Origin of the sequence: Methanobrevibacter sp. (genome assembly GCF_045116495.1) — an archaeon.
Taxonomy (GTDB): Archaea; Methanobacteriota; Methanobacteria; order Methanobacteriales; family Methanobacteriaceae; genus Methanocatella.
Map to the genome: position 1 here is coordinate 1 of NZ_JBGULU010000172.1, position 18,150 is coordinate 18,150.

Annotated in this window: 15 protein-coding genes; 5 read left to right on the forward strand and 10 right to left on the reverse strand. The window is 34.1% G+C overall.

Going from position 1 to position 18,150, the window contains the following annotated elements:
- Positions 1 to 218: 218 nt before the first annotated feature.
- Positions 219 to 1,553: an NADP-specific glutamate dehydrogenase gene (gene gdhA, locus ACJMLH_RS09325; RefSeq protein WP_295611870.1), complete on the reverse strand. Its 1,335-nt coding sequence runs from the start codon at positions 1,551 to 1,553 to the stop codon at positions 219 to 221.
- Between the two features lie 491 nt (positions 1,554 to 2,044).
- Between gdhA and ACJMLH_RS09330 the strand changes: the two genes are divergently transcribed.
- A complete protein-coding gene (locus tag ACJMLH_RS09330; protein WP_405277000.1) occupies positions 2,045 to 2,230 on the forward strand; it encodes a hypothetical protein in 186 nt (61 codons plus the stop codon).
- 33 nt (positions 2,231 to 2,263) lie between these two features.
- Here ACJMLH_RS09330 and prf1 read toward each other — a convergent pair whose 3' ends face one another.
- The 7 genes from prf1 to ACJMLH_RS09365 all read right to left on the reverse strand — a co-directional run bounded on the left by prf1 (position 2,264) and on the right by ACJMLH_RS09365 (position 10,000).
- Positions 2,264 to 3,508 (reverse strand): peptide chain release factor aRF-1, encoded by a 1,245-nt coding sequence (gene prf1, locus ACJMLH_RS09335; protein ID WP_405277002.1) that lies wholly within the window; start codon positions 3,506 to 3,508, stop codon positions 2,264 to 2,266.
- Positions 3,509 to 3,590: 82 nt separating this feature from the next.
- A complete protein-coding gene (locus ACJMLH_RS09340) occupies positions 3,591 to 4,559 on the reverse strand; it encodes a hypothetical protein (RefSeq protein ID WP_405277004.1) in 969 nt (322 codons plus the stop codon).
- Positions 4,560 to 4,626: 67 nt separating this feature from the next.
- A complete protein-coding gene (locus ACJMLH_RS09345; protein WP_405277006.1) occupies positions 4,627 to 4,965 on the reverse strand; it encodes a DUF2149 domain-containing protein in 339 nt (112 codons plus the stop codon).
- 10 nt (positions 4,966 to 4,975) lie between these two features.
- Positions 4,976 to 5,617: a MotA/TolQ/ExbB proton channel family protein gene (locus ACJMLH_RS09350; protein ID WP_405277008.1), complete on the reverse strand. Its 642-nt coding sequence runs from the start codon at positions 5,615 to 5,617 to the stop codon at positions 4,976 to 4,978.
- A gap of 38 nt (positions 5,618 to 5,655) precedes the next feature.
- Positions 5,656 to 6,339, reverse strand: a complete 684-nt coding sequence (locus ACJMLH_RS09355; protein ID WP_405277010.1) for a DUF2162 family putative transporter — start codon at positions 6,337 to 6,339, stop codon at positions 5,656 to 5,658.
- 12 nt (positions 6,340 to 6,351) lie between these two features.
- Positions 6,352 to 6,879: a hypothetical protein gene (locus ACJMLH_RS09360; protein ID WP_405277012.1), complete on the reverse strand. Its 528-nt coding sequence runs from the start codon at positions 6,877 to 6,879 to the stop codon at positions 6,352 to 6,354.
- Positions 6,880 to 7,009: 130 nt separating this feature from the next.
- Positions 7,010 to 10,000: an FmdE family protein gene (locus ACJMLH_RS09365; protein WP_405277015.1), complete on the reverse strand. Its 2,991-nt coding sequence runs from the start codon at positions 9,998 to 10,000 to the stop codon at positions 7,010 to 7,012.
- Between the two features lie 913 nt (positions 10,001 to 10,913).
- Between ACJMLH_RS09365 and ACJMLH_RS09370 the strand changes: the two genes are divergently transcribed.
- The 3 genes from ACJMLH_RS09370 (at position 10,914) to ACJMLH_RS09380 (ending at position 12,656) form a co-directional block, all read left to right on the forward strand.
- Positions 10,914 to 11,537, forward strand: coding sequence for an energy-coupling factor ABC transporter permease (locus ACJMLH_RS09370; RefSeq protein WP_405277018.1), 624 nt, complete (start codon positions 10,914 to 10,916; stop codon positions 11,535 to 11,537).
- 11 nt (positions 11,538 to 11,548) lie between these two features.
- On the forward strand, positions 11,549 to 12,037 hold the full coding sequence (locus ACJMLH_RS09375; protein WP_405277020.1) for a hypothetical protein: 489 nt from the start codon (positions 11,549 to 11,551) through the stop codon (positions 12,035 to 12,037).
- A gap of 97 nt (positions 12,038 to 12,134) precedes the next feature.
- Positions 12,135 to 12,656: a double zinc ribbon domain-containing protein gene (locus ACJMLH_RS09380; protein ID WP_405277022.1), complete on the forward strand. Its 522-nt coding sequence runs from the start codon at positions 12,135 to 12,137 to the stop codon at positions 12,654 to 12,656.
- Here the strand turns inward: ACJMLH_RS09380 and rimI are convergent.
- On the reverse strand, positions 12,621 to 13,073 hold the full coding sequence (gene rimI, locus ACJMLH_RS09385; protein WP_405277024.1) for a ribosomal protein S18-alanine N-acetyltransferase: 453 nt from the start codon (positions 13,071 to 13,073) through the stop codon (positions 12,621 to 12,623). The genes ACJMLH_RS09380 and rimI overlap by 36 nt on opposite strands.
- 130 nt (positions 13,074 to 13,203) lie before the next feature.
- Positions 13,204 to 14,265, reverse strand: a complete 1,062-nt coding sequence (locus tag ACJMLH_RS09390; RefSeq protein ID WP_405277026.1) for a hypothetical protein — start codon at positions 14,263 to 14,265, stop codon at positions 13,204 to 13,206.
- Between the two features lie 299 nt (positions 14,266 to 14,564).
- Here ACJMLH_RS09390 and ACJMLH_RS09395 point away from each other — a divergent pair.
- Positions 14,565 to 18,150 (forward strand): right-handed parallel beta-helix repeat-containing protein (locus ACJMLH_RS09395; RefSeq protein ID WP_405277028.1); only part of this gene is annotated, 3,586 nt, incomplete at its 3' end.

Below are 18,150 nucleotides of genomic sequence, written 5' to 3' on the forward strand. Positions count from 1 at the left end.
ATAATTTCTTTTCTAAATTTCATATTCGCAACACAATGACAAATTTATCGATTGACATATAAATAATTTTTGTTTTACTATTTCACCGGCCCATGCTTAAAAACAAGAAAAAAATAAAGTTTAATAAGTTAAAATAATATTAAAATGTTAAAAATCATATAATAACTATATAACTAATTATAAGAAAATTAAAAAAAGAAAAAAGAAACAAGGAAAATCTATACGATTCCTTGTGCATTCATTGCATCAACTACTTTCTTGAATCCTGCAATGTTTGCTCCTGCAACATAGTTTTTGTCCATGCCGTATTCTTCAGCAGCTTCTGCAGCATTTGCGAAAATAGTTTCCATAATAGTTTGGAGTCTGCCGTCAACTTCTTCAAAGGTCCAGGATAATCTTTCTGAGTTTTGAGACATTTCAAGAGCGGAAGTTGCTACTCCACCAGCGTTGGATGCTTTACCAGGTGCGAATAATACACCGTTTTCTTGCAAGTATTCAGTTGCTTCAATTGTGGTTGGCATGTTTGCTCCTTCAGCAACTGCAAGTACGCCGTTTTCGACTAATGTTTTGGCATCTTCTAATTGCAATTCGTTTTGGGTAGCGCATGGAAGAGCGATGTCACATTTAATAGACCATACACCTTTGCCTTCGTGATATTCAGCACTTTCTCTTGCTTCAGCATATGCAGTTAATCTTTCTCTTCTTACTTCTTTAATTTCTTTTAATAACTCAACGTCGATTCCTTCAGGGTCGTAAATCCAACCGGTTGAATCGGAACAGGTTACAGGATTTCCGCCTAATTGTTGAGCTTTTTCGATTGCATAGGTTGCTACGTTACCTGCACCGGAAACTGCAATGGTTTTTCCTGCAATGTCAATGTCGTTTGCTTTTAACATAGCGTTTGTGAAGTATAATAATCCGTATCCGGTAGCTTCAGTTCTTGCAAGTGATCCACCAAAGGATAATCCTTTACCAGTTAATACTCCTTCGTATAATCCTCTGATTCTTTTGTATTGACCGAATAAGAATCCGATTTCTCGGCCACCTACACCGATATCCCCTGCAGGAACATCAGTATCTGCACCAATGTATTTGCATAATTCAGTCATGAAAGATTGACAGAATGCCATGATTTCTCTGTCAGATTTTCCTTTAGGATCAAAGTCAGATCCACCTTTACCTCCACCAATTGGAAGGCCGGTCAAGGAGTTTTTGAAAATTTGTTCGAAACCTAAGAATTTAATAATACCGAGATTTACAGATGGGTGGAAACGTAATCCGCCTTTGTAAGGCCCAATTGCACTGTTGAACTGTACCCTGTATCCGGTGTTAACTTGTACCTGTCCGTTGTCATCTACCCATGGGACACGGAATTTGAATTGTCTTTCCGGATTGGTTAATCTTTCAAGAAGTGCATTTTTTCTGTATTCGTCTTCGTTTTCTTCAATTACAACCCTTAATGATTCCAATACTTCACGTACTGCTTGGTGGAATTCTGGTTCGGAAGGGTTTTGTTCTATAATGGTTTCAATTACTTCATCTACGTATGACAAAAATATTCCTCCAAAATAAATTTAGATTAATTTTAATATCATTAAATTTTTTTAACAATATAATATATTATTTGAAACTTCTTATATTTAAATATTTTTCAATATTTATTAGAATATTAGAATATTATTCATTAAAATCAATAATTATCCTAAACATAATATAATAAATTAATAAAATATTATTAATTTAAATAATTCTTTTTAAATAATAATTCAAAATGTATAGTGAAAATAATTAATTGATGTACAAAGTCGGAAATTGATTGCCAACAATGAAATTCCGAGTCGGAAAACGAATTGCCGTGTTTAATATTTACGACAATGTTCAGTGAAATTTAGAACAAAAACAACAATAGAAGATAAAATATTAAACAAAATTATATAGAAATAAAAAAAGCATATTCCTTTATATATAAGAATTAACAAATCAATCTACAATAAACAGTGAAATTTAAAAATTGATATACAAAATAACAAAATGGTGAAAAATTATGGCAACAACCAAAATCACAAAAAGTCAATATGATGCCCTAAAGGAAAGTTATTTGGCGAAAAACAGAACAATGTACTCATTATATGTTGAGCTGAACAATGAAATAGAAGTATCAAAACACTTATTTTTCCAATTGATAAATAAAATTCGCCGTGAAGAAGGATTAAACCATTATTATAAATAAAAAAAAGAATTTGGATAAAAAAAACTATCCAAATCAACGTCCTACATGATATCTCAAAATTGCAGCAATACCACCGAATGCCCTATACAGTTGCATACCTTCATCGGTTTCAGTGGATATGAACTCAACATTTGTACTCATTTCTTCAGCCTTTTCAACAAAGTAATCAGCCAAATCAGTAGATTCTTCTTCTTTTAAAAGTTCATTACAATTCGGACATCTCTCTTCAATATTGTCCGCTTCAGATTGAGTTTTAACAGTGAATTCCTTATCGGTCCCACAGTTAGGGCAGACAAATCTTTTGCGCATTGCAGTTAAATCTTCAGATAAAAGCAAAGTATCGACTGCACCGATAGTTAAATTATTCCTGACTTCCGCCTCACCATAAGAAGCAAGTCCTTTATCATTAATTAATTCCTTTAAGAATCTTTGAACTGTCTGTTTTTCATGAATTACATCCAAATCACTTAAAACAGGAGCGGATTTTTCAATTACTTCGCGAATACCAAAATCTCCAGTATAGGAAGTGTCTTCTATGGTCAATATTTTTTGTTTAAGCTCATAGTTAAGATAATCACCATCAGCAAAGTCATTTTTAGTAAAACCAGGTCCTCCAATAATGATACCTTTCAAATCATCTTTTAAAGGGAGAAAATCATCGTTCATGTGATCCCCAATACGTTTTAAGAACTCGTGAGCCGCTTGTTCAATAACCCTGTCGAACCTTCTCTGAGACTGTCCACCAGCCTTATGCTTTCCAGGAACACCACTTGTAATATGAGTCAATACATTGATTTTTTTACCTTTCATTGATGCTATTGTAGCTTCCCTTCTATCGATAACAGCTACACCATAGGTATCCCTTTCCTCAATCATATATTCAAGAGGCTCGAGGAAAAACTCATTGTTACATTTATACCAATATGTTGTGACAGGTTCAGGCGGTTCAAGAACGTAGGTTTCCATTTTCTCGGTTCCAGGACCTCCTTTAGGAATCATTCCAACAAACATGACCAAACCGTGTTCCGGAGGTTGTTTGTATAAACGGATCCTTTGTAAGATTACTTCAATAGCAGACTGCACATTTTTTCTTGTTTGTTTACTCTTGATGTTTGCACTCTGGCCAAGCTCATCTCTCATGTGCTTACCGACATCACTTAATTGCTTATCAGGTGGAATGTAAACGGAAACAAGCTCTGTACCTCTGCCTTTCTTTTGTGCCAATTCTTTTAAAGCTTTTTTAAATTCATATAATTCTTTTGATGATACATCAGCCATGTTATCCCCTATAAAAATTAAATTAATATAATAGTAATAATTATCTTTTTAATACTATAAATAAGTAATGAAAAAATAGCTTTTAGAATAAAATTTCATCACCGAATTCATAAAATAACTTAATATCCTCTGGAGAAATTGTTCCAATTTCAAGCAAATCCATATCAGTAATCTCTTTGATTTCGCTGCCCAAATGGACATAGGTGTCAGGATAATCGTTGTATCCGAACAGATGCCAGATGACACTGCCTTCAAATACAATTTCCAGATACCAGTCATATCCTTCCAAATCATCAGGATCTCGGGCGATGGATTTTCTGTGATACTCTCTGAAAATCCATTTATAAACGTGATATTTCTCAAACAGGTTTAAGATTAACTCTTCATCGGCAGATTCAAGTTCCTTTTCAATATAACCGTGAATTTCCCTATCCTTAAAATCAGCAATCAATCTTGGATGGGGCAAATCATACGGATAAGTTCTGTAATGGCCAAATTCAATGGATTTAATAGCTAGCTTCTCATCGTTAATGTAAACACCATCCTTTCGAATGTCATGATACAATGGTGTTGCAAACTGCTTTTGATAATTCAGATGCAGAACGTCAAAACCGACCAGCTTTTCGAGAATCCCACCAAATCGAATCCAATTTTTTGGAAAATTGTTTTTAAAACTGTATTCATGATATCCGTCAGTTGAATAGATGATGACCACACAGGAATAAATCAGCTCAAGCTTTTCGAAAAGCAGAAATTTTTCACTTTCAAAATCCTCAAACAGCTTCAGCTCACTGAAATCACACAGAAACTCATCTGCCTTTTTAAAGTCGAATGTGCGGATTTCACTTGTCATATTGCGTCTCAAATCCACAAGAATATCAATCCACGAATCATCACAGAGCGGACTTTCAGAGAGAAACTTGTCACCGCTTCCACGCTCTGAAATCTTATAATAACCGGAATTGTTTAAAAAATCTATTGTGAAACATTCATAATGTCTGTTAAGACGCTTGAAATTAAAGCGCTGCGTGATTTCTATCTTTTCAATCATTAATTTTAATATATCTTGCAAGTTTAATATAATTATCTAAAAAAAGTTTAAGGAGAGGTTAATTCAATTAACCTTCAACCATGATTAGTTTACCCGTATCCGAGTCTCTGTAAACTTTACCCATTTCGGTAAATCCGTCTCCTGAAGACTTACTGATGTCTGGAGTCTCATTCAATTCCTGACCCTGGTCAAGCTGAGAGACTTCCTGAATCGCATTTCTTACCTTTTGTTTTTGCTGCTCATCCATATTCTCATTGAATACTATATTCTGCATATTCCATGAGATTACCAGAAACACCAAAAGTCCAACGGCAATGACCAGCATCGCATCAACAAGATTTGATGTTCCTGCCATAGGATCTTCTTCACCCTGAGATAAAAATTTGCCTTTTTTTCTTTTTATCATGAACATCAACCTATTTATTCAAATTCTCCAAAACAGCATTTACAAACAATTGAAGGTTGGAAGAATACTCTTCATACCATCTGCGTCTTATTTTTGATATTACATAAGCAACAGCACCCGCACCGATACCAACAACGGTAGTGTCGAATGCAACAATAATCGCATTTGCCAATGTTGTAACATCACCGCTCCCCAATGCTGCAAGACCCGGACCCATTGGGATTAAAGTACCCATCAAACCGAGAGTAGGACCTATACGGGTAACGATATCTACCCTTTCAAGAGATTTGGCCATTGCAACTTCCTCTTCTTCAATCAAATTCAAGGCCCAAGCCTCACGGGAATCTGAGGATAAGGAATGTGCATTGATTATTTTTAACAAAACTTCCTTCTGATTGTCATAAATCTCAGAACCGTTAACGATGTCTATGAGACTGTCAACAGAACTTGCATTAACCAAAGAAAATACTAGTTTTTCCTTGTATTCACGAGTTAATTTTATACGGCTCCTATAATCTGAAATAAGACCTCCAAATGCAAAAACCGCAAAAATTGCAAATAATAATAAAAATATAATTACCGGAATCTGTAAACTTTGAGATACGACATTTAAAGCCGCAGTCAAAAATTCACTTCCAGGAATTGCCACCATAAAAAATCACCACATAACTACTTTTAACATAAATTTAATCATTTTAATAACGTATTTTTCTTGTAATACACCAAGCCCAACACAATTACCACAATCAATAAAATGATAGTGATTGCAACAGACTGCAATGAAACCACATTTATTGGCCTCATATCATCCATATTCAATCCGATGATATTCGGAAGGAACAGGGAAACCACCAGACAATAGATTCCCAATATGAAATACATGCTCCCCAAAGAGTTATAGGAAACATCAATAATGTTGAACTTTCTGCAGCCGAAAAATACCATAACCATAACCAATCCAAACAGAACCGCTGTCAATAAGCTAATCTGTAAAGAATCCAATCCAAACAATGATTCTTTCGAACCGACACACATCACTACAGTCAGCATAAAACATAAATATGACAATGAAATTGCCTTTGTGAAATTTCGTTTGTCTTCATCATGTTTATTAATCGAATATCCGATAAACATCATAACGAACGCAATTAAAAACAATAAAAGATAGTTATAGGCACCCATAACCAAATTTAATTGATTTTTAAATAGATTAATTGCATAAACCAATATAAATGTGCATATTATCGAACCAATAGATACAATTGCCAAAGATTTTCTGGAAATCCCTGCGTAGCCAAGACAAAAACCGATGGCAACGGCAAAAATCAATATTGAAATGATTAGCCCGAAAGACCACAATAAACTAAAAGCCATGATATCGCCAATTTATTTAATTAAGAATTTTGATATAATAACCGCTATGAAAAACCCTCCCAGCAATGCAACAATTAGAAGAAGGATATTGCCCATTGTAAATAAGCCATTATCTTCAACAACCTTTTCACCGGACTGATTTGTATTGTTTGTTACATTTTTATTTGTATTGTTTGCCTTTTCATGATTTGAAGATGAACCTGCATCCCCTTCTGATGATGAATCCTGTGCGGAAGTTGAACCGTCTGAAGAAGATGAAACGGAACTTGAACCTGAAGAGCCAGATGAATATGAAGATGAACCTCCAGAGGACCCTGATTCATATGATGAACCTGAACCAGATGAAGATGAACTGGATTCGCTGGAAGAAGAATCTGAAGAATAACTTGAACTGGAACTGCTTGAAGGTGCAGAAACATCAGATGAAGTTACTTCTTCAACATATTCCGAACCGTGCCCAGGATGGGAACATACAGCAGTTGTAGCAAATGATACAATAAAAATAATTGAAATCAAAAATGCCAGATATTTATATCTCATTTTATCACCATTATTACCAATAAATTAAATCTAATAAAATAACAACATGAATATCATCATTTAATTAAATTTAACCTACCTAAAAAAATAAAAAAAATAATAACTCAAAAGAGTTATTAATATTTGAAATCTATTTTTTACCACGTCTCATATAACCGAAACCAAGTACAGCGCCGATAGCGACCACACCAATTAATGCATATATCAAACTGTTTGAATCAGCAGATTTTGTTGCTGGAGATTTAGAAACTTCATAAGATTTTGAAGAGCCTTTTGAATCATCTTTCTTATTGTCAGAAGAATCATCTTGAGCTGCATCGTCAGTTACTGGAGATTCAGTAGCTACATCTCCAGAAGTTCCAACACTGCTTGTGTATGAAGGACTGTATGTTGTCTGAGTTTCTTGATTATTTGAATTACTGTTGGAGTTGGAGTTACTGTTAGCATTGCTATTGGAATTACTGTTAGCATTGCTATTGGAATTACCGTTATTGTTTGATTTGCCATTGGAATTACTTTTAGAGGTATCTTCCATGGATTTCAATAAGTCTTCTTTAGTAACATTGTCCAAGCTCTTCAAGTAAGTGATAGCATTATAATCATCACCAGAACCTTGTTTCAACATATTATACTGTTCTTCATTAATCCATTTTTCACAATCTGTTGATACGACAGGGAGTGCTTTGATGTTTGGATTCTCGGTACCTGCATACATGTCAATGTATGCTTTGATTTGAGCTGCACGTTTTGCTTCTGAAGTACTGTACATGCTGTTATCAATGGTTGCCCATTTAAAGCTTACAATTGATGCTCTACCTACTTTAAGGTTGTCATCCCATACGACAATAATACCCTCTTGAGTTCCGCCATCCACATATTCAGATACAGTTTCGTTACTAGGCAATTTTTGAACATAGTAAGAACCTAAACCTGGAGATAAGTCCAATAGATAGGTTAAACTGTCATCTTTACAGTAGATACTGGAAGCAATGTAAGTATAGGATTCGTTTTCACCTAACGGATATTCATTTAAGATATGGTCAGTTATGAAGAATCCAGGTTGTACACCAGGACATACGTGTGCATGGTATAGGAAAGTTGACATCTGGTCATATAACGGATGCTCATTCCATGCATTTATAATAGATTGTACGTTGAACCAATTCCCATCAGGAACAAAAGATTTTTCAATAGCTCTTAATTTAGTGCTGTTGTTTAAGGTTTCAAATCCGATATCGACAATCTTATCGCCGTCAAGTGTGCCGACAAAGAAGTCGTTTGTATCAGGATTGTATCTTAAGTAAAGCATGTTGACTGCATTAGAATCAGGGTAACGGAATGCAAATGCGAACCATAATGGTTTCCATACAGCTTGGTGAAGGCTCATTACATTTTGACTAAATAATGTTCCACCTAACTCTTCATAAAGACCATCACGTGCAATTACAGTGTCTTGGCCGTTTAAGAAAGCATATCCTGCATCTGTTAAAGCGAGGAAATCAACATCATCACGGTCAACATCAATACCTAATTCTTCTTTAATTATTTCTTTAGCTTTTTTAGCAGCATCAATACCAATCTGTTTAATTTGGGCATCAGTTAATTTGCCTTGAGCATTATCGGTAGATGCTCTTTTAGCACTAGGGAGGTTTAATGACAAGATGTAGTCCAAATCAAGACCATGACCGTCCATACCATAATCGAATGGTTCGCCGTCGTAGGTTACATTGTCAGTAGTTCCCATTAAGTAATTGTATTGCTCTTGATTTAATCCGGAAAATTCATATAAGAAGTCTACTAATTTTTCAGGATTTGTATTTATTTTGTTAATCCACCAGGAATTGTATTTTAATTCTTCTAAACTACCTGCGTCAGGGTTTATTTTAGTTTCTTTAGTGAAAAGTTTTTTGACATTGGTTGAATTAAAGGACATGATGATTAAATCACCAGATTTTGTTTTTGAATTCCATTTAATAAAACCAAGCATATTTTCAGTAGCTCCGGTGTAGGTGGTATTCATACCAACATATCCGGTTTTACCAATTGTATCGTCTAAAAAGAATAAAGCTGCATCGTCATCAGATCCGCCTGGAACACCAAGTACTTTAAAAGCAGTAATATCTGCCGGAGATCCAACACCTCCAGGGTTGGTTTCCTGTTCAGGAGGGTAGTATTTTAATAAAGCTTGAATAATACTGTATCCGCCTAATGTACCTTCACAAATGTGACCATGGAAAGCAGCCTCTTGAAGTATTTCTCTTGAAACACCGGCAGACCAACCATTTGCCAAACTTGCAAATGCCCATGCGTTTTCACCAATGACTGCATTATAATATTTATTCCATTGAGATTTAGTCATATCCTGAGATATGGTTCCTAAATAGGAATATTTGGTTGATGCATTTTGGAAAACAATAGCTTTTAATTCTTTTCCTTTTTTAGTGATGAAAGCGAAGTCAATCGGATCAACAGCACTTTGACGTAACATCAAAACATTGCTGTAAGATACTTTTCCATAATTAACAATGGCTTCCATTGCATCTTCACTAGTTACACCATTTAATTTTGCAAGTCCTGCAGTAGTTATTGCAAGAACATCATCAGCGTTTTTAAAATCTAATTTACTATCAGCAATTTCAGTAACAGTTCTTCCTAATTTATAAGCTTCACTAGCTTTTAAATCAAAGGAAATGAGTTTGGTTAAATCAGCACCGTTAATGACTTTTACTTCACTGCCATAACCTGCAGTCATAGCGGTGATGTTCAATTTATCTCCATTGAAATTTTCCACGTTCAAAATATAGTTATTGTTTGAATCAAGCTTTTTAGTGAAATTGAGATATTTATCATTGGACACCACATAAAAATCAGGAACCAATTTACCTGTATCATCAGCATATTCGTAATTAACTTTTACATTTACTGAAACCGGATCAGTGCCTTTAGAAGATACACCATTTGAATCATCTGCAAGTGCAGAGGAATCATCAGCTTCAGCAACAGCATCTGAGATATCATTACCTAAAGGAAGACTGTTTTGAGAATCAGAAATGGCAACTGCATCTTCTGCAGATACCGCACCGACTACAAGCATTAAACATGCAATCAGTGTGATAAACAAAACAACCTGTTTTTTAATAATATCGCCTCCAAAATTTGAAAAATGATATACTACATAAAAAAAATATAGAATATCACATTAATGTTATTAGTAATAAACATATAAAGTTAATTATTACTATAATAGCAAAAATATGTAAAAAAGTAATACTATTTTAACCATTCATGAATTTTTAAAAGTTTAGAAGCATAAATTAAAATTCCCCTTTGAGCTAAAAACCGATTTTAAATTCACCAATACCCCTAACATAACTAATCATAAATAGACATAAAACATAGTATTAATTAACAATGTTATACAATTTTATGATAAAGTAATATTTTTTTAAAGGAAAAAAATAGATTATCTCATTTGGATTGCAATGAAAAAACCTATAAAAAAAAAATTAAAATGAAAATAGTTGATACAAATCCATTATTATAATAATAAAAACATTTATATACTTTTAAAGCTTATAATAGATTGAGGATAGTTTTTAGGTTTACCTAAAATTAGCCTCCAAAATTTGAAAAGGTGTTAAATTAGGATTAAAAATTCTAGTTTAACACATATTTAAAGAATCTAATACCTAATTTTTGAAAGACCTTCAATCTGAATATATTAACTTCAAATCAATACATTAACATTGTTATATAAATCAGAATGAGTATTACAAAAATAAAAAGTAATACTATACTTTTTTTCGAATTTAATTATAATTGTTCCCTCCATTAACCAAAACAGATAATTTAAGAAAATATTTAAAATTATTATTTTAAAAAAAATGTTAAAAAAACATCTGAAAAATATTAAAAAAATAAGATTTTGTTCAATCAGTAATACTTATTTGGGAAAATAGGAGAAAAGATAATACGAAATGATATTATATAGTATTACTTCAAATCTTATGATGAAACCGAAATAAGGTGATAACTTGCACTTACCCGATGGAATCATAAGTTTTGAACAGGCAATAATATACTGGATTATTACTTTAATAATCATCTCAATATTTCTATACAAATTTTCGAAAGACGAAAACAAGGAAAAAAGAATAATATCAATAGCCCTTTTTAGCGTATTTACGATGGTTGTTACCTCCGTATCAGTTCCTTCACCACTCGGCGTTCCGATACACTTCTTTTTAATACCTCTAATAGCAATCATATTAGGTCCTCTGTCAAGCACAATAGTATCATTTGTAACCCTAATTATGCAAGCATTGGTATTGAATATGGGTGGAATAACTTCATTAGGTGCAAATTTCCTTGTGATGGGTTTCATATTGTCCATTGTTACATATGGATTTTACAGGATATTCGGTTACCTGAATGAAAAGGTAGCGATATTCGCATCAACAATAATTGGAATTATGTTTGCAACATTCGGACAGGTGGCAATCCTGCTGATTTCAGGCGCAATGAATTTCGACATACTGCTTTCAACATTAGTTCCATTTTACTTATTCATATCCATTATTGAAGGATTTGCAAATGTAGTTATAATAACTGCTATAGAAAAAACCAAACCGGAAATAATTGAAATAAACAAAATATAAAGGGAGATAAAATGAAATATCTGAAAATATTAATTTTAATGCTGGTTCTGATTTTTGGTGCTGCTGCAGTATCCTCCCACGGAGTTGATGTAACAGCAGACACTATGGTTGTTGCAAATGACACCAACGGAATACTCGTTAAAGACATTGCAGACACCAACGGAATAAATATTAGTGTGTATAAATTTACATCAGAAGATGAAGTGGCACACATTCTGGAACATAGTATAAACAACACAAACAAAAGAATGCTATTTGTAGCTTACCAGGATACTGCAAATAACTTCCTGAAAGATCATCAAGAATTGTCTAAACGAATAATCGTTGTAGATGATGTTAACAATGACACCATCAAACAGGGACTTCAGGACATTATGAATGCTCCAACCGGAAATGTTCAACAGGAATCAAGCTTTGGAATTCCATTGGTTATCGGAATTGTAATAGGTGCCCTGCTTGGAATTGCCGGCGGAATTTTTATCATGAAAAAGAAGAAATAGGATAATGCCTATTCTTCTACTTTTTTTAAAACATCTCTAAAAATCAAATTAAAAAAGTATATAAACTAATTTTTATTAATTATAAGTAAGTGATAGTATGGTTTTTAGAAGATGCCCGCAATGCGGTTCAACAAGTGATGACATTTACGGATTTTGTATAAAATGCGGATATGAATTTCCCAAAATAGAACATGATCCTCACACTTGTCCATTATGCGGATATAACAATCCTGATGAAGCTGACTTTTGCGTAAAATGTGGAACCCCTCTTCTATTGAAAAACCAGCTTGAAAACAACAGCTACATCAATCCAATTGTTATAAAAAGAACCAGTGAAAGCCAGGAAACCCAACCCCAAAAATCCAGATTCAACACCATTCTTGTTTATTTGGGTTATCTTTTCTCAATTCTGGGCGGCCTTGTCGGATTGATTATAGCAATATACCTCATCACCAGAAAAGACAGAAGCCTTAAAAAGCACGGATTTATCCAATTGGCCATCTTCGGATTTTACATAGTCCTGATAGCCGTTCTGTATGCTACCGGAAATATTCCCCCAGACGCTATTGCACAATACAAGCAGCTAATTTCGGGAAACATGACCTCTCTGAGACTTTAGATACAATATCACTGCATCTTCGCCTGTTTCATAATAACCCGGAACAATGCGATCCTGCTTGAACTGGAACTGTTTGTAAAACTCTATTGCACCTATATTGGATGCCCTTACTTCAAGATAAATCGTATCGGTAATCAAAAAAAGAACACCAATGGCCTTTGCCAAAAGCTGAGTTCCATATCCTTTTCTGCGATAGTCCTTATCAACGGCGATGGAAATGATGTGGCCCTGATTTTCATATTTAAGCCAGAACATAACATATCCTATTACATAATCATGTTCCTCGGCTACAAGAAAACCTATGCCCATCTCGTACAATTGCTGAAATATCTGAATGCCATAGGACTGGTTGAATGACATGTTTTCAATTTCATAAACTCTCTTTAAATCTGTGGGTCTGAATTTTCTGACAATCATACTAACATAAAGTATTGAATGCAATGTATTTATTTTTAACTGAAATTGGGACTCTTTCAAAAACTTTGTTGATTTTCTAAATCCCCTTTGCGGTTGTCATTCCAAATTAGATCTCTGCGATAGATTCGTTTTAAAACACCCGTGTGATCTTGAATATTCGTTTTCTTGATTTTGGCATTGTTTTTTGAAAAGCATTTTCTATTTTGTTGCTTGTTTTTTCAATTCGTTTATCTTTTAGGTGATAAATGAAGCTTTTATATCTTGGGGAAATTGATTTTCTGATTATTTCATAAATTACGGGATGAAATTCATTTTTACGAAAAATTAAAGATTGTAATTCTTTTTCAGCTTCATCATAATCGTTTAAATCAAATAAATTTTTGATTATTTTCAGTTGTTGGTGGCATTCTTCGTATTCTTCCTCAGAAAGATGAAATTTGTCTTTGAAACCTTTTAATTGTTTATTTAAACTTTTTTTAGCATGAAAAATACATAATTGATGTTTAAAACCTAATTTTGTGATAATCTGAGGATATTTGCTGTCCAAATCAGTGGTGATTGCTTTTTTGTTTTTATTTGCCGTTGATTCTTTTAAAAAGTTTTCAACAGTTGTTTCATCTTCTGTATCATAAATTGCATCGGCTACAATGCAATTGGAAATAGCATCCAATAGCGTATGGCGATATTTCCATTTTCCATTAATTTTAATCCATTCAACATCAAAGACATAATATCCTGAGCAGCGATCTAAATCGAATTCTAAAATATTTTCATTGACAAAAAACCAATTTTCAATCGTTTGATGTGAAACACTGATTCCAAAAAACTTTTTGAACGATTTACAAACATTTTTTAAACTTCCCAAATAATCTGAAATTAAATGTTCAGATTCACTTTTCAATTCATTAGTAAAATTGCTATTTTTATCAACAAGACTTGTTAAATCAGTTTGAAAGGTCTTACCACAACGTTTACAAATATAACGCTGAACCTTAACCTTAGTTTTACCTATTTCTTTAAACACCAATGTTCTACTAGTAAATCCATATTTTACAACATGACGGGTCCCACAATGTGGACATCGGGCAACACTCAATTTAAAATACGGAACATCCTTTTTAAAACTCAAATCAAATGATTTAAAAACTTTTTGACAGGATTTAAATAACTTCACAAAACGAGGATCTGACAAGACAAATCCATCATCAAAATCACAAAATATATATTGTTTAACATCTAAAATACTATTTGGAGTAAATTTTTTTGATTTGGCATGATAAAAACTTTCACTCCACCTATTTATTAAATTTAACTATTTTTAAACAGAATTAAAATTCAAAACTAATTTTCATCAAAACATTTCAAATCAACAAAGTTTTTGAAAGAGTCGAAATTGGCGAAAATACCGGTTTTTATTATCAAATCAATAATATTTCTATAAATAACTTCCATGTCCAGAAAATATATCATAGTAAATAATGAAGGGATATGATGAAGTTTAAAAATATTGTTTTAATAGCATTATTATTAGTTATATTAACCATTGGAGCGAGTACAGTCAGTGCATCGCAGGACAATGGAACCATTGAAGAATTGACGGTAAATGAAGATGTGGCAATTGAATCTCCAGCTATTAATGATGAATCAATTGCCGGATATTCCAATGAAACAGTTAATGAACTGTTGGAAGATGACAATGGAGAGGGAGAATATTGTGATGATGGTTGCTTTGTTGACATGTCAGAGGCATATGATTATCTGAATTCCTTCAGAACCGAAAAGGGCGTGTGGTACTGGAAATCAGATGACACAACAATAAAATATTTCAATACAAATGAAAACAACCAGCTGCAACCCCTAATAAGAGATGAAGGTCTTGAAGAAGGTGCAAAGGTAAGGGCAAAGGAACTGTTTGATCCCAATGCAAAAGACCATACACGTCCAGACGGCACCTCCTGGTCTACAGCATATCCTTCATATGCCGGTGGCGAAAACATCGGATCGGCATACGTATGGCAGCAGATTATGGAAATACTGGAAGAAGAGTGTAATTCCTATGCCAACCAGGAACACAGACAGAACATGCTTTCAAGCAGTTGGAACTGCATGGGAATTGGCGCATACAAGTATGGAAACCTGATCTATCTGGTGCAGGTTTTCGGATATAGAAAAGACATAAACCAGACAGAACATCAAGAGCCAACCCCGCTGACCAGTTCACAGAAGACATTTACAAATCTGAACACACTGATAAAGAAAAACACGGAAATAACGCTTAAAAAAGATTACGTCTACACCAACAATGATTCCAGCCTCAAGAAGGGAATAATGATTAAAAAATCATTGACAATAAACGGAAAGGGACATACAATTGACGCAAGAGACATTGCAAGAATATTCAGGATTACCGGAAAGAATGTAACCTTTGCAAACATCAAGTTCAAGAATGGAAATCGGGAAACCAATATCGGCGCAGCAATCTATATGGTCAATGCCAGCGTGTCATTCATAAACTGTACCTTCACAAGCAATGTCGGATATGACGGCGGCGCAATATACTCAACCAACAGTACAATCTATTTCAAAAACTGCAGTTTCACAAACAACATGGCAGTCCACGGCGGAGCAATATATGCTCAAAACAGCGACATTACCTTCAATGATTCCAGTTTTACAAACAATACCGGAATCCTTCACTGCGGAGCCATATATTCAATCGACGGCAATCTTTCCATTGAGGATTGTGTTTTCACAGGCAATACCATGAAATACTATTTCGGTAATGCAGGTGCAATATATTCAGAGTCAGACAATGATTCCATTGTGAATTGCAGATTTGTGAATAATATTGCAAATAACAGAGGTGGCGCAATATATTCGAACAACTCCAAGAGCCATTTCGAAAGCTGCACGTTTAAAGACAACATTGCAGTCAAAGGAGGTGCAATATTCTCAAACGGAGACGTTAATGTTGTCATAGCGAACTGTGAGTTTACAAACAATACATGCTACAGGAATTACCATCACCGCATTGTGATTTCTGATTATTTCTTCTATGATGGAGGAGGAATATTTGCAAACAACAGTAACATTCATGTCATGAAATGTAATTTCATAGAAAATACTGTAAAGAATGGTGAAACAGCTCCATTTGGCGGTGCAATATTCTCAAATAGTAACAACATTTCAATTGAAGATTGTGATTTCATCAGTAACTATGCTATCAAGGGCGGCGCAGTATCATCACAAAACGACAACATTATTCTTGCAGACTGCAATTTCATAAGCAATATCATTGATACTGACAAGTATCCTCCTTATGGCGGCGCAATATATGCAGAAAACTCAAATCTGAACGCAACAAAGTGCAGTTTCAAAAACAACAAGCTGTATACCAAATACAATTCTCCAAAAGGAGGAGCAATATATGCCAATAAGTGCAGTGTAAACCTTGGAGAATGCATATTCGACAAAAATGGGGCAAATTCGACAGAACGAACTCCAAATGGAGGTGCAATCTATGCCGATAACTGCAATTTAACCACTAAAAAATGCATTTTTACAAACAATACCCTATACGCCAAAGGTCATCCTCCTAACGGCGGAGCAATATATGTTAATGGAGGTACTGCAAAAGTCAGAGAGTGCAGTTTCAAAAATAACAGTGTAAATTCATATTATGTTACCTTAAAAAGTGGCGGTGCAATATATTCCTCAAACAGTGACATTTCCGTAGAAGATTCCAATTTTGAAGACAATTTGGCTTATAATGGAGGTTCCATTTATTCGGACAACGGCAATCTTTCGCTGAAAAGATCCCATTTCAACAACAATACCGCAAGCTATTCCGGCGGTTCAATATATTCATATAACAGTAGTCTTTCCGTTATACAGTCCCGTTTCATCAACAATACTGCAAAATATGGTGCTTCAATAAACTCCCTTGGAGGCAATGTTTATGTTGAAAACAGCAAATTTGAAGATAACTTTGCAACTGACGGCAGCGCAATACATTCTGAGCACGCCAACATTACCGCAACCGGTTCAAATTTCACAAACAAATTCAAAAATTGCGGCAGCGCAATATATTCAAACTACGGCAATCTTTCCGTGATAAAAAGCAACTTCATCAATATTTCTGCCAGAGACATGGGATTTGGTGGTGCAATATACTCACATGGCGACACAAATATTGAAAATAGCAATTTCATTAATAATACTGCCGATTTTGGCGGTGCCGTATATGCACGCAACGGCAAAGTCCAGATTATCAATTCCAATTTCGCCAACAACAGCGCATATTCAGGATACTATTATTCTCCTCCAGGTGGCGCAATATATTTCAAAAATGCTGACGTTACTGTTAAAAACAGCAATTTTACAAATAATGCTGCTAAAGAAGGAGGTGCAATTTGCTCAGAAAATGCAAACGTTACTGTTGAAAATAGCCAGTTCACAAACAATATTGCAAAAGACGGAGGAGTATTGTATTCAAGCAGTACAAACCTTACTGTTGAAAAAACCAATTTTACATCCAATAGTGCAACATACCGTAGTGGATCAATATTTATAGTGAATTGTAACGCTTCAGTTTCAGACTGCATTTTAACAAACAATACTGCATATGCATCCAGCACAATATACTCAGAAAAAGCCAACGTTAATGTTGAAAACAGCAGGTTCATCAATAATGTGGCGAATTACGGAGGTGCAATATCTTCAAGCAACGGCAATGTTACTGTTGCAAACTCAATATTTGACAAACCACTAAGCTCCATGATTAGCGGCGATGCCAATCTGACAAACACAACAGTTATCGAAGAGAATTCCCATGATAATAATGTAAATGAAACAAATACTAGCAACAACAATCACAACCAGAACAACAACAATAACAACCAAAATAACAATAACAACCAAAACACAAACCAAAACGGACAAAACAACAATAACAACAACCAGAACAACAACAATAACAACCAAAATAACAACCAAAATAACAACCAAAATAACAATAACAACCAAAATAACAATAACAACCAAAACACAAACCAAAACGGACAAAACAACAATAACA

Excerpts from the sequence above, each read along its gene's own strand:
- ACJMLH_RS09375 (WP_405277020.1), top strand. The coding sequence starts at position 11,549 with ATGAAATATCTGAAAATATTAATTTTAATGCTGGTTCTGATTTTTGGT.
- ACJMLH_RS09350 (WP_405277008.1), bottom strand. The coding sequence starts at position 5,617 with ATGGTGGCAATTCCTGGAAGTGAATTTTTGACTGCGGCTTTAAATGTC.
- rimI (WP_405277024.1), bottom strand. The coding sequence starts at position 13,073 with ATGATTGTCAGAAAATTCAGACCCACAGATTTAAAGAGAGTTTATGAA.
- ACJMLH_RS09330 (WP_405277000.1), top strand. The coding sequence starts at position 2,045 with ATGGCAACAACCAAAATCACAAAAAGTCAATATGATGCCCTAAAGGAA.
- ACJMLH_RS09360 (WP_405277012.1), bottom strand. The coding sequence starts at position 6,879 with ATGAGATATAAATATCTGGCATTTTTGATTTCAATTATTTTTATTGTA.
- prf1 (WP_405277002.1), bottom strand. The coding sequence starts at position 3,508 with ATGGCTGATGTATCATCAAAAGAATTATATGAATTTAAAAAAGCTTTA.
- ACJMLH_RS09380 (WP_405277022.1), top strand. The coding sequence starts at position 12,135 with ATGGTTTTTAGAAGATGCCCGCAATGCGGTTCAACAAGTGATGACATT.
- ACJMLH_RS09340 (WP_405277004.1), bottom strand. The coding sequence starts at position 4,559 with ATGATTGAAAAGATAGAAATCACGCAGCGCTTTAATTTCAAGCGTCTT.
- ACJMLH_RS09345 (WP_405277006.1), bottom strand. The coding sequence starts at position 4,965 with ATGATAAAAAGAAAAAAAGGCAAATTTTTATCTCAGGGTGAAGAAGAT.
- ACJMLH_RS09355 (WP_405277010.1), bottom strand. The coding sequence starts at position 6,339 with ATGGCTTTTAGTTTATTGTGGTCTTTCGGGCTAATCATTTCAATATTG.